Source organism: Kocuria soli, assembly GCF_003797835.1.
Classification (GTDB): domain Bacteria; phylum Actinomycetota; class Actinomycetes; order Actinomycetales; family Micrococcaceae; genus Kocuria; species Kocuria soli.
On record NZ_RKMF01000005.1, the window covers coordinates 91,901 to 105,711 of the forward strand.

Consider the following 13,811-nt stretch of genomic DNA (forward strand, 5'->3'; position numbering starts at 1 on the left):
CATGAACTGGTTGAAGGCCGTTGAATCCGCGCTAACCGTCGCGCTCGACGACGTTGCAGCGCTGACGGCCGAGTCTTTCCCCTTGGACGAGCCTGTCAGGGTGGATGTCGCCTTACCCGAGTCAATACTTCCCCTGCTCGTCGTGCGCCGGGACAGTCCTCGACTCGTGATCCTGCACAACGGTGCGGTCGACCTGGAACGTTCCGAGGGTCGGCCGATCTTCCAGCGTTCTTCCTGGTGGCCGGACATCCAGGCCAGCCAGATCTTCGTGTGTGACCCCGGTACGGTGGGACCGGAAGCCATCTCGCTCAACTGGTTGCAGGCCGGTCCCCCTGTGTGGCCTGCGCACCTGACCACCAAGGTCATCCTCTTGCTGGCCAAGTCCCTCGGCGCCCCGCGGCCGGAGCAGCGGACCTACTTCGGGTCTTCGGCCGGTGGATTTGGCGCTTTGGCTTGCCTGGCCTACGACGTCCGAGCCCGAGCAATCGTGAACAACGCCCAGTTCGACTGGACGCGGTGGTACCCCCACCAGGTCCGTGATGTCCTGACGCGGCGGTTTCCGGGGCATCTGGCCGCTGACGTCCGGAGAAAATGGCCCTATCGGACGAATGTTCTTCGCCATTTGTCGAGGGGGCGGGTTCCGCTCCAGATCGACTTTTGGGTGAACCTGGCGAGCCAGTACGACCGGGACATTCAAATGCCCATTTGGGTGGACTTCCTGAAGAAAAGTCCATTGGTGGCTGGTAACTCGACATTGCACACGTATTTTGATGAGGAGTCCGGTCACAATCCCTTGTCGCGGGAGAAGACCCTCGAATTGCTGAACGGGTGAATCCGACGACGTGGCCCCGTAAGTGATTCCGGAGATCTGAATTCGAAGGGCTCCAGGCGAACTGACAGGAGCAACCTTTCAAGACGTGAGTTGCTGATACACGGAGGTCATGATCTCTGCGTACTTGTCGTTGTCGACGGGCTTGTGTCCGTCTCCTAGGTACAAGTCCACCCGGTTGACTGTCGTGCCAACGCCCATGTCTTCCAGGGCCTCAAGGAGTGGGAGTTCATGGTTGGCCACGTGGATTCGGTCTCCGGAGTTGCTCACGTAGGTCAGGGACTGTCCCAACGTGCCGGTCGTCCGGCACCGGTGGGCCACGCTCACGCGCGCGAGCTCGTCGTCACGCGTTGGGTCTGACCGGTCTCCGAAGGCTGCTTCAAAGGCCCGCCGCGCATGCGCAGCAGAGTAGCGTCGAATGTCAGTTTGTGGGTTGAAGACGACCGCGTGCGCTTCGGGCATCTGAGCGGCCACTTGCATAGCAGCGAACCCCCCACCGGAATTGCCCTGAAGGACTACGTGCTCTGTTCCCCACGTCGCGGCGGCCCCACGGATCACGTCAACCATCGCGGTCGTGAGGTCCCAGAATCCGGCCCCCAGATACCACCCGAGTCGCATTTGAGCGTCGAGATCGAGCGTTGCGTCGCTGAAACCAAGAATCGGGCCCATGGCCAGGCTCCGTTGGAGGGCAACTCTTTGAAAGAGTGGCAATCTGGACTTGGTTCGGTTTATGGCTCCGTGGAAAAGGACCGTCAATGTGTTCCCCGGGTACGGTTCCACAAGTGTCGGAAGGACCAGCGGTCCGAATTCCACGGTGTGGAGACCGGCCTGATTCAAAGTTGTGGTGTGATTCCAACCCCCGAGGTGAGTCTTGATCGGAAGGTCGTAGTAGGTGGGGCGCCACGTCTCGTCCTGAGCCCAGTTGATCAACGGGGCCCGATTCGCAACCATCGCGGCAGACCGCCCGCTCCTGGCCTGCCGAAGATCACTCAGGCAAGCTTCAAGGCCGAGGTCGAAGTCACCGCCCGGTAGCTCGGGCCGGAGTTCGGATTCGAGTTCGTCTGCGAAGGCCTGTCGCTCAGCGGAGTCGAGGTGGGCCGCGTCCGCACGTGCCCGTGCGAGTCTCTCGAGCACGCTGGCGTGTTCCTCACGAGTGAGCTGGCGTGCGGGGCCAGTGGCGTGTCCGGCTGACGCGGGACGGCCCGGAACGGCAGAAGCTGGAGCAGGGGCTAGATCCAGCGCAGCCGCGGCGTCCTCCGTCGAGGCCGGGCCCGAGAGAACACGGACGTCGCGGTCACGAATCACCATGGTTTCCGCGGAGAATCCGTTGTCCACGGTCAGCCCGAGGACTCCCGCCGGTAGACCTTTGACAGTAGAGAACTTCGGTGCCGTCTTCTGACCCGCTGAAAGGACGGTGACGAATCGGAAGGACTTTCCGTGCTTGGTCATCTCGACAACTGGCGCGGGCACACTCTGCTTCCAGGCGGTTGCAATACGACCTTCCGGTAGCCACGGTGCCGTGTTGCGAATGATGGACGTGTCGGCCTTGGTCCCAGAGGCATAGAGCGCGGCGGATTTCTCCCCGCTGCTCAACGCCACGACATTCTTTGTGGACTCGGCCTCCACGCCCGCACCCAGTTGCCAGCGCTGAACTGCGACGACGTCACGATCAGCGCGCACAGTGTCCACCACAACGAGGTACTCCCCACTGGTGGAGAACAAGACTCTGCGCGTCAGGTCTACGTCTGCGTAGCCCTGGTCAGCGACCGTGATGTCCCAGTGGCTGTCGGCCTCTTGATGGGCCAGGAGCGCCACGTCTGCGTTCCGGTCACGGTGCTCGTCCGGGAGATACACCAGGCTGTGACTGGAGTGCGCGATGACGTACTTCCGGATCGGGTCCTCGTGCGTGTAGGAGTACTTCCCTGGATCCGTGATCCAGTTGACTCCCCCGGCGGCGAATGTCAGGGATCCGCCGTCCGGGTGGCCATGGACCTTGAAGCGTCCGAACGGCATCGAGAAGAACGTCTCCTCTGCCATGTCCCGTTCAAACTCCCCCCACCCACTGCGGCCGAAGGCATACCCGTCGCGGTAGAGCTTGAACAATTCCTGGGGTGGTTCTCCCTCGCTGCCCTGAGATGTCACATAGCGACATGCTGGGTGGTCCACACCGTCGGCCGAACCACCATCGGTGTCCCCGATCGGGACGAACAAGCCGTCGGGACGTGTCGCATGTGCAAGGGCCACTGGCGTGGCCTCCAGGGATTCGGCACCCGCCGGGTAATCCAGCCCGGCCAACTCCAGCCGAGCGAGCAGCCGCTGCCACCAGATGTAGTTGTTGCGGTGGTATGCGATGGCACCTTCTGCGTTGATGCCTTCTGCATCCCATTGTTCTCGTAAGAGTTGCCCGATCCGCTCGACCGCCAACTCTGTCCAGTCGTGTCGGCCCAGGGCGATGCCGCACAGGAGCAGACCTTCGTGTTGGTGCAGGGCATGATTGGAATGGCCCAGATGCCTGGGGTCGGCGATCCAGGCTCCGTGTTCGGTGATCGTCTTCTCCAGAACGGGGAGGGAGTCCGGAAACAGCTCACTGATCATGGGCACGCCGAGGACGAGATGCGTGGCGCGGATCCCGTCGACCATGTTGGCCCAAGCCGCTATGCATTTGGACCTTCCAGGCGGATTGTTCCGTGCCCAGTCGGTCGCATGGCGGAGCCACAGCTCGGCAGCGGGGACGTCGCCGGCCCGTCCCGCTTGGGCAAGGGGCGCCATCCAGCGCAGCATGTGCAACTGATGGATCCAGTTCTTGTCGTTGAACGGGTCTTCGGTCCATGTCAGGTGCTTCGGCATTGACCAGGTCGGGTGGGGCCTGAGAGTCAGTTCGCCACGCAGCAGGGCACTGGAGAATTGGTTCTTCCTGGCCGGAGCCGTGATCTGCTGCGAAATCGCAGCGATGTCCAATGCCAACTGTCACACCTTTCATTGCCCGCCCGGTCATTGACCGGTGGCGGGGTCGGTTATCCGCGCTCAAGGTCCTGGAACGGACGACGATACTCATGCGCGGTCCGAAATCCGGCTTCGCTCCAGGCCGGTGAGTCCCAGGACTCGGTCAAGGCCATGTCCAGAGTGTGCACGATGAGTTCCTTGGGTGGGGCCTTGTGGCCATCTCCCCAGTCGCCCAGCATGAATCGCACATCTGGATTCTCGCGGGTGGCTTCGATGAAAGGTACGAAGTGCGGTGCAACGTGGTCGGCGTCGCCGGCGTTCTGCATGTACACCACTCGGTTGGGCGACCCTTGCGCATAGAGGGACACGAGGTCGGTGCAGGGCGGGACGCGCGCCAGGTCCGCTGGGATGTCCACACCTGAGGTTTTCCAGCAGATTTTCAACCAGCGGCGGACCAATCCGGTGTTGTAGTTCCGCAGATCGGTCTGCGGGTTGGAAACAACCGCGATGCTTCCGGGGAGACGGTGTCCGTTGACCAGGCTCGCGAAGGCCCGTGCGGACCCGCCGTACAAGACCGTGCGGGCACGCGGTGCGGCGCTTTGGTAGTGGGCGATGATGCGGGGCAGCACCTCGGCCAACGGTTGTCGCACGCTTCCCGTGTACCGGGCAAGAAAGACTTCCGGCGCCAACGCCGTCGACGGGTCGGAGAAGTGCAGGCCGTTCGTGTTCAAGGTTCGACTGATACCGAACCCGGTGAACCTTGGTGCCAAAGAATCCTTGGGTACCGCCGCAGTGAAGAACACCGTGAGGTTCTCGCTACCGCGTGCGATGTAGCGGAAGTCGAGCGGAACGGGCTGCAGGTTGATTCGGATCACCCTGGACTGTCGATCATCCCGGGCAAGGAATTCCTCCAGGCTGCCGTAGATCACATCGGGTTCGTGGTGCGGGTCCAGGGCAACCATCAGACGTCACTGCTTCCAAGGTCGGGCCGCGTGTCGTCCGTCAAGGAATGGTTCTGGTCGTATGAAACATGCGCAGGATTCTGGTGGCCTTCCTCGCTTTCGAAGACGAACTCGGTGCGAGTACGTGCCTCCCCTTGGAACTCACCCGTCCAACGGACGGACCATGCCGGTTCAGTTCTTCGGTCCTCGCGGGATCGGACCCCTTCCACCTCTTCCCAGGTGTCGCCTATGCGGTTGGTGCGGACGGTGAGTTCTTCGTCAAGACCAGATATGCGCTTGAGGTGCAATGGTCCACCCCACTTCATGGACCTGATTCCGAGACCCTTCCCTTGCGCGTCCTCGCCTTGCATCCCCTGCTCGTCCGTGATCTCGAGGCCGCCGTCGAGCAAGAACCAGGAATGCAGCGTGTGGCGCTCATCGTCCTGTGTCACGACGTGGTCCTCGATGACGAGCCGACGGCCCGGATGGTACGTGACGGTTCGTTCAGATTCCCATCCGTCGTGGGGCACCGCAGTCACGATCCGGTATCCGCCGTCGTCAAGACGATCGAAGGAGACCAGCCCGGATCCGTACGGCGCACGACGGCGGTCATGGAGCCTCGAGTCGACACTCACGGTTGAATGGGCAGCGCAGGATTCCATGTACTGGCGAATAGGATCTGAGTAATAGAAGCCGTTGCTGCGCAATGGCGAGTCCTGCGGCAGCAGATCGCCATAGCGGTATCGGCCCCCGTCCACCAGAATTTCCTGGCCGTCTTCGAACCACACCAGGCTTTGATCGTCACAGTGCTTATGCGTCCGGGAGTGGAATCCCGCCGTGACAGCCAGGTAGCTCGCATTTCTCCCCTCCTGCTCATCGGCATTGAGCCGACGCACGATCGCATAGCCCGTCTCCGGGAGGACCAAGGCGTCGTCGGTCGGGGCGACACCGCGGGCACCCTTGGACAGGACCCAGTCCGTTGTTGCCGACGAGGACGTGTCGGTGGCGTCCAGACGGCCTTGGGCAGAGTCCCCCAACTGAAGCACCTGGCCTTGCGGCAGGATCATCCAGCCCAGAGCGTCGGCGGCCTTCCCAATGCGGCTCACAACCTCGGGATCCTGTACGGCACCGAGGCTTATGGCGCCCTCGAAGGAGTTCAAGAGCATCCGGTGGTACTCCGGGGAATGCTCGGCGTGGCCGCCGTCGGACAGGAACTGTGTGGCCGTCATGATGCGAAGTCGGGAATCGCCCTGAGCCTTGAGGGCTTTCATTCCCGGAAGTTGCGGAAATGCCCGGGACAGGACCACCTGGCTGACGGCCGAGTAGTACCCGTGATTGTTCCGGGGGTTGAAGGAATCGGGACGCCAATGGGCATCGCGCTGACGCAGTGTCGACGCCACCAATGTGTTGAAGTCGGAATCGGAGACCGCAGAGGACCCTGCCACGGCGCGGATCAGCCCCTGCAAAGCCACGGATCGGTACGCCAAGGCCATGTCGTACCACGCCATGGTGGATGGATCGATGACCGGGAAGTACGTTGCCCACCGCAAAGCCCGTTGAACCGCCCACTCGAGATAGTGTGCGCTGCCAGTCTCTTCCCAGGCTTCAAGGACTGGTGTGAGGAACTCCCAGCTGTGCAGGTACATCTGCAACGTCCGGTCAAGTTCCTCGACCTGGAGCCAGTCGAAGTCTTCCGGGATGGCAATGGCCGGGAATCCGTGATTGGACCAGCCGTCCGCAATGATCTCGTCGGCGGTCCGGACGGGGTCGTACTGCGGCTGGCCCGTATGGACGGTGAGATACCGAAGTGCCTCATGACGGCTGAGATTGCGCAGATCATTGCGCAGCGCAAGCGCATCGTATGGCTCGGAGAGTGGATCATCGGCGGGCCTGAACGGCAGAAACCCGACGTTCTCGTACGGAGCGTCGTAGAGGTCTGCAATGGCCGCCCAGGACCGTGCTTGGCGTACCCACTCCGCCCCCTTGACCGACATGGCCAGGCGCCTTTCAGGATCATTCAGCAGTTCGTTGAGCACCTGCGCCAGGTCGGCCGGGTCACCTGCAGTGAAAGTTGCGGCAGCTCCGCTCTGGTCGGCGATTTCCCGTAGGGCATCGACGTCGGAGACCACAACGGCCCGGCCCGTGGAAAAGGCTTCGAAGGGTTTGAGGGGTGTGACCAGGCGGCACACGGTCCGGTCCTTGCGTGGCACCACGAAGAGGTCGATCAAGCTGTAGTAGTTGAGAACGCTCTCGTGCGGGACCCGTCCCGTGAAGATCACACGATCCGCGACGCCCAGGTTCTTGGCCAGGTGCTCCAGTGAAGACCGCACCGGTCCGTCTCCGACGAGCAGTAACCATGTCTCCGGTTGTTCTTGTAGGACGGTTCGGAATGCAGTGAGCAGCGTGTCAATGCCCTCGTACTCGACCACGGACGTGATGTACCCGATCACCGGGGCCTCAGGCGGAATCCCCAGTTCGGCCTTGAGTGTCAGGTCCGGTTCGATAACCGGGAACTCGTCCGGCTGGACGCCGTTGGGGGTCACGGAGACCTTGGCGGCTTCCTCACCGCGCTCGACGATGTGGTCCTTCATGACCTCGGCGAGCGTGGTCACCCGGTCCGAAAGCGCCCGAGCAGCATCCTCCCGCGCGCGGCGCAGCGTGTAGGCCTCGGGCAGACCGTAGCGGTCGTAGTCGCGAGTCAGGTCTCGGCCCGACTTGGTCTCGATGCGGGAGAGCCACGATTCTTCCCAGAACCCGCGGCTCTCGTAGACCACAGGGAGTCCGAAGGCCTGGGCCACCGGGTGGGCGATCATGTGATTCACGAAATCCGAATGGCAGTGCAGCACGCTTGGGCGCACGCGCGCCACCAACTCGGACAATTCTCGGACGTTCAGTTCCAACCATTCGTCCCACGGCAGGGTTCCGCGCGGTTGCCCTTCGGGTAGGTGATAGGTCACCCCGTCCAGAAGCACTTCGGGTTCTTCGACGGCCTCGGGGACACCCCCGGCCTGCCGGAAGGCGTGGACGTCGTAACCCTTCTGCACCTGCGCTTGGGCAAGGTAGTGCGTGCGTAGGGTGTAGCCGGTTTGAGTCTCCGGAATGGCCTTTCCGACGACGTGCAGCACACGACCGGCCACAGGCTCGAAAGATTCCGGGGGCTCACAGTTCAGAGTGATCTCACCGCGCATCATGGCGATTTCCGAGGTTCGGATCTCGATGGTCCGGCGGTCCTTGTCGCTGCCCGTCACCGTGAGCACGCTGTTGAGCAATTCCAGGCTGCGGAGCCAGTAACCGCGTGAGTAGAGGTCCTTGGCCAGGTGACGTCGCTGGGCGAGCGTCAGCGGGATCGCGTCGGTCTTGTGGCGCCACTGCTCGTAGACGTACAGCGGATCCTGGATGTACGGCAGGTACTGGGCGAAGTCTGCTCCCCCGAGGATCGTGCGACGTGGGACATCGGGCGGCAACAGCGGCAGGATGGCGGCGACCAGCTTGAGTTCACGTTCCAGATCGTCCTGGTGGACCTTGGCCAGTTGCTTGACCTTCTTGGAGGTCGACGCCAGTTTCTGCTCGACGTCTTCGACACCCCTGTTCTCGACAGCGGTGGCCTCGGCCTGACGGGCGCTCACGAGCGCGAGTCTCTGCTCGAGTGCGTCCAGCCGTGTCCGTAGCACCGCCGCCTCGAAGTCGGATTTGATTTCGGGCACTTCAACCCCCTTGTAGACAGGGTCCTGTTCGACGGTCACACCGTCCTGGTCGATGGTGATGCCCCAGATCTGACCGGCCCGCTGGACCCTGAGCCAGGCGGTATCGGCCTTCACCCGGCTCGAAACCACCGACCAAGGATCCTGGGTCGACTCACCGAGCACCGTGGTGAAGAAGCCCCGGCGGGCCTTCTGCTCCACGTGGAAGCCTGCGGCCTTGTTCTTCTTGCCCCAGCGGCCCGAGACCCAATTCTCGGGTCGGCCGTCCTCCGCATAGGACACCTTGGGTCGGGCACCACCGGCCAGCCAGTTGACCGTGAACCGGCGGCCGTCAGCGGTCTGCAGTTCCAACGCTTGGTCTCGATAGCGTGGTTTGACCCCTGAGTCCGTGTGCCAGAGCTGTCTGGCCACCACCTCGTCAGTGCTGTCGAAGACATCCGTGACCACCATGAGGTCCAGAGCCGGCAGATAGACGATCCGGCGGGTGAGTCGCACGCCGTCGTAGTTCGAGTCCACCACGGTCATGTCGTGCACGGTGTCCGTGAAGTCCACCGATTGCAGGGTCACGTGCCCTTCGCGGTCGTAGTCCTTGCCGTCGATCACGACGAGGTTGTGGCCTGCCCGGGAACGGAGATACCGGCGGAACGGGTCCTTGGGCTCGTACATGTACGACCCGGGATCGGTGATCCAGTCGAAGCCGTTGGCGAAGAAGGTCAGACCGCCCCTGTCCTCGTGGTGGTGGGCCGAATAGGCCCTGCCGAACCGAAGGCTGTAGTGACTGTGTTCTGCGAAGGATCCGTCCTGCTCACCCCAGCCCGAGCGTCCCATGACGTAGCCATTTGAGGCGGCAACGGCAGTAGCGGCCGGTGGCATGCCTGCAGTTCCCTGGCTGGCCACGTACTCGAGTTCCGGGAACCCCATATCCGTGACCTCACGGAGGTGAGTGTCCCCGATCGGCACCATCGTTCCATCGGGTCTCGTGGCGTGCGCCAGGAACGTAGCGGCCTGAGCGAGTTGGGCGGCAACGGACTCAGGAACCCTTCCCCCTTCCTGGGCGACACGGTCCCACGTCTTCTGCCACCACGAGATGTTCATCCGGTGGTAGTCGATCGAGCCTTCGTCGTTGGCACCGTTCTCGTCGAAAGACACCTCGAAGAGACGGGCCAATCGACCGATGCTCAGGTCGCGCCACTTGTCATGTCGCAGAAAGCTCGAGAGCACGAACAGTCCAATGTTCTGGTGCAGGGCGTGATTGGCGTGGGACTGGTGCTCCTCGTCGGCCAGCCATTCGCCGTGGGTCTCGAGCGCACCGAGGAGCACGCCCCGTTCCTCGTCGGTCTTGGCCAGCGGCCAGCCAAACACCAGTTCCTGGGCCCGCAGGCCGTCTGCCATGTCCACCCAAGAAAACTGGGAGGCCGGCGCATCGGGATGGTTGTGCTCGATCCAGGACCGCACCGTGGCAAGCCAGAACTGGCGGGCCTCCTCCGAACCGTCTGTCGCGGAATGGCGTACGGGTGAGAGCCAGCGCAGAGCGTGGAACTGGAACTGCCAGTTGCGTGAGCCGAAGGGGTCGGCCGACCAGTCGTCGTAGCCATCGGTCTTCCACACAGCGTGCGGGGCCAGCTGCAAGGAGCCGGACATGACCTTGGCAGCCCGATCGTCGTTGTTGTCCCGGCGTTCGAACCCGGCTCCCACACACTGCCGCGTGCAGACGTCCTCGTTGACGTCGTAGCGCTGTAGCAGATCCTGGATCGTGCCGCTGTCGGTGTCTGTCATGGAGAACCTATCCCGCAGGGGTCGACGCGCGTCGGCCTCCGAGCTGATCGTAGATATCGGACACGATGCCTGCCACGCCGGACCATTGGCGGTTTTCAACCACCCAGGTGCGGCCGCGTTCGGCGAGATCCTGGCGTTGCTGCGGGTCATTCAGCAGCTGCTCCAGGACCCGTACCAGGTCGTCGGTGTCACCCTTGCGGTGCAACAGGCCGTTGACACCGGGTGTGATGATTTCGGCCAGGGCCGCGACGTCCGAGGCGACCACGGCCTTCTGCATGGCCAGGGCCTCAAACGGCTTGAGTGGCGAGACCATCTCGCAGACCGGAAGCGGGAGTCGCGGGAACGGGGCAATGTCCACCAGCGAGTAATACCGCTCGACGTCCTGGTGAGGTACCCGGCCTGTGAACCGCACCAAGCCCTCCAGTCCTCGCTCCTGGACGATCCCCTGGAACTTCTCCAACTCCGCACCGTCGCCCACGATCAGCACGGCGAAGTCGTCGCGGTTTCGGCCCAGGATCTCCGCGGCGTCGATCAGCAGACCGAGACCCTCGTAGTCCAGAACCGATCCCACGTAGCCGATCACTGTCTTGCCCTGCAGACCCAGCTCAGCCTCCAGACCGGAGTCGCGGTCCTGAGGCTGGAACCGGTCTCCGTTGACGGCGTTGGGCACCACCGTGATCTTGTCGCCGTCCACCCCGCGGCTGATGAGTTCGTCCTTGAGCGCCTGGGTGATGGCCAGGACGTGGGTGGCCTCGGCTGCGGCGTCGGCCTCCATACGGGCCATGAACTTGTACATGCCACCCTGTGCCCACTCGGGATCGCGTGATCCTCGGGTGACTTCCCAGAGCCCGCGCACTTCGTAAATGGACGGAATCCCCAGGCGATTGGCGGTGGCCACGGCGGCCAGTCCGTTCCAGTGGTTGGAGGCCGCGTGCAGGATCGCGGGGCGCTCGGACCGCGCCGTCCTCTCCAGAGCGCGGGAGTAGCGCTCCACGTAGGAGGTGATGGGGCTCTTCTTCTCGATTCCCGCGGTGATGCTGAGCCGGTGGTACGGGACACCGTCCACCACGTCGGTCTCCGGAATGGGACCGAGTTCGGCCATGCCCGGCATGTCGTACGGATACCCGAGTCGGGTCACGCCGCGAACGTCCCAGCCCTGGTCCCGCAGTCCGGTCAGAAGACCGTGCGTTCGGGTGCTGTAGCCGGCGGAGTGATACGGCAAGGAGTTGTGCAGCAGGTAGAAGATCCGATCCCCCACCGCGTCGTATGCACTGCGGTCCCGACGATGCGGGAACGGAAAACCTTGCTTGGCCAGCTGATAGTTGGACGGGGTCGAGTTCTTCCGCAACCGTTCGTCGTGCTGCCGTGCCCAACCGTCCTCCGGCTCCAGACGACGGTACTCCGCCAGCAACCGCCGGGCACCTGGCAACCGGTTGTCCCTCAGATCACGACGGATCGCCAGACGTAGGGACCAACGGGACACGGCCCGGTCCGGCAACTGGTGCATGAGTTCGATGGCCCGGGTCCGCCGCCCTCGTTGCAGACTGAACAGCAGCTTGGCAAGGACGTACTCGTCCTCCGACAACCACGCGGGCTTGGGATAGTCCCAGGCGGCCTCCGGCTCAAGGGCCTGTTCCACGACGGCGCGGGTGATGCGGTCGGGGCTTTCGGCAAGGATCGGCAAGGCCGCGTCCAATGACGACGGGATGACGAAGTCCAGTGAACGCCGGTGCTGGTCCGGACGCTGCTCAAGTGCTGCCACCAGTGCGTCATACGCCTCGAGAACGGCCGGCATACGTTCCTTGTCGCCGGTGCCGGCGTCGACCAACAACTCCAGGGCGTCCAGGTTGGCCGGGTCCTCCGCCAACGCGTTCTTGAGGGCTTCGAAGGCTGCCCCGTAGTTGCGCGACTCCATGAGCCGGAGTGCGTACAGTTGCCAGGCCGTCGAATCGTGCGGCTGATCCAACAGCAACCGACGGAGATGGTCGACCGCCTCGGCAGAGTTTCCACCGTCACGGGCCTCCGCGGAACGTCCGAGGGCTTGTGCCCGCACACTAGCCGCGCGTTCGGCCTCCCGTTCACGGTCGGCCTCGAGCTCTGCGGCCACCCGTTCGGCGAGCGTCTCGGCCGCCAGGCTCGCGTCGGCGTCGGGGGCGGAAGTAGCCTGCACCTCGAGTCCGGAGGGGGTCAACCACTGAGCCGTGGTCCGACGCAGGTGCCAGAGTCGACGTCGTGCGTCGTCGTACATGGGGGGTGCCATGGTGGGGTCCTTGTCCTAACCGGCGGGGAGGGGGTGGTACGGAGGGGCAAAGAAAGGCGGTGGGGTGCGGGCTTGGTGCCCGCACCCCACGGGCTCAGCGCCAGAGGCCCTTCGTGTCGACGACGGCCTTGCCTGCCAGGGCCGTCGCGGGAAGATCCTTGAACTCGTCGTGGTCCACGAGCAACAGCACGACGTCGGCGCGTTCGATTGCGTCGCGGTATTCCGCGAACTCGACGTTGGCCAGTCCCTCGAGTGCCTTCGGGAGGGCCTGGACATTGGGCTCGACGGCGAGCACGGTGGCATCGGGCGTGGAGCCGGCAAGCTCCTTGGTGATGTCCAGTGCCGGAGACTCGCGCAGGTCGTCGATGTTGGCCTTGAACGCGAGTCCGAGGGCCGCGACCACGGGCGAAGCCTTGTGGGACACAGCGTCCCTGACTTTGTTGATCACCCAGTGGGGCTTGCCGTCGTTGACTTCACGGGCGGTCCGGATGAGGTTCGAGTTCTCGCGGTCGGAGGAGACGATGAACCACGGGTCGACGGCGATGCAGTGGCCACCCACGCCGGGGCCCGGCTGCAGGATGTTCACCCGGGGGTGGTGGTTGGCTAGCTCTATGAGCTCCCAGACGTCGATCCCGAGCTTGTCCGAAATCAGGGAGAGCTCGTTGGCGAAGGCGATGTTGACATCGCGGAAGGAGTTCTCCGTGAGTTTGGCCATCTCGGCCGTGACGTCGTCGGTCTCCAGGAGCTCGCCCTTGCAGAACGTCTCGTACACCGCCCGTCCGCGCTTGGCGGCTTCCGGGGTCATGCCGCCGATGATGCGGTCGTTGGTGATCAGTTCCTCCATCGCGCGCCCCGGAAGGATGCGCTCCGGGCAGTAGGCCAGGTGGATGAGCTTCTTGTCGCCCTGCGCCGCTTCCTCCGGATCGACCGTGAGATCGGGGCGGGCGCTGGTGAGCACCTCGGCGAGCTTCCGGGTGGTCAGCGGAGGCGAGGTCGACTCCAGGATCACGAGTTCATCGCCCTGCAGCAACGGAGCGATGTTGGCGGCTGCGGCCTCGATGAAGGAGGTGTCGCCCTCGTAGTTCTCCTTGAACGGAGTGGGAACCGCGATCACGTAGGCGTCCCCCGACTGCATGTCCGTGTGCGCGGTGAGGCTCCCGGAATCGACGGCCTTCTTGAGTTCCTCCTCCAAACCCGGCTCCACGATGGTGACCTCACCGCGAGACACACGGTCCACGACGGATTGATTCACGTCGACGCCGCGGACCTGCACGCCACTGTTGGCCAGGGTCACGGCCGTGGGAAGGCCGATGTAACCGAGGCCGACGAAAACGACTGTCTGGAGATTCTGCGCCATGGAA

Annotated in this window: 6 protein-coding genes; 1 reads left to right on the forward strand and 5 read right to left on the reverse strand. The window is 63.7% G+C overall.

The window, feature by feature from the left end:
* Position 1 precedes the first annotated feature (1 nt).
* The gene (locus EDL96_RS05255) at positions 2–832 is read left to right on the forward strand and encodes a hypothetical protein (protein ID WP_123824757.1); all 831 of its coding nucleotides are present in this window, start codon (positions 2–4) and stop codon (positions 830–832) included.
* Between the two features lie 78 nt (positions 833–910).
* Here EDL96_RS05255 and EDL96_RS05260 read toward each other — a convergent pair whose 3' ends face one another.
* The 5 genes from EDL96_RS05260 to wecC form a co-directional block, all read right to left on the reverse strand.
* The gene (locus tag EDL96_RS05260) at positions 911–3,793 is read right to left on the reverse strand and encodes a heparinase II/III domain-containing protein (protein ID WP_325049533.1); all 2,883 of its coding nucleotides are present in this window, start codon (positions 3,791–3,793) and stop codon (positions 911–913) included.
* Between the two features lie 50 nt (positions 3,794–3,843).
* Positions 3,844–4,734, reverse strand: coding sequence for a hypothetical protein (locus EDL96_RS05265; protein WP_123824759.1), 891 nt, complete (start codon positions 4,732–4,734; stop codon positions 3,844–3,846).
* Entirely contained in the window at positions 4,734–10,190 is a 5,457-nt protein-coding gene (locus EDL96_RS05270; RefSeq protein ID WP_158609510.1) for a heparinase II/III family protein, read from the reverse strand. The genes EDL96_RS05265 and EDL96_RS05270 overlap by 1 nt, the downstream gene beginning before the upstream one ends.
* 7 nt (positions 10,191–10,197) lie before the next feature.
* Positions 10,198–12,450, reverse strand: coding sequence for a glycosyltransferase (locus tag EDL96_RS05275; protein WP_123824761.1), 2,253 nt, complete (start codon positions 12,448–12,450; stop codon positions 10,198–10,200).
* A 94-nt stretch (positions 12,451–12,544) separates the two neighbouring features.
* Positions 12,545–13,807, reverse strand: coding sequence for a UDP-N-acetyl-D-mannosamine dehydrogenase (gene wecC, locus EDL96_RS05280; RefSeq protein ID WP_123824762.1), 1,263 nt, complete (start codon positions 13,805–13,807; stop codon positions 12,545–12,547).
* Between the last annotated feature and the right edge of the window lie 4 nt (positions 13,808–13,811).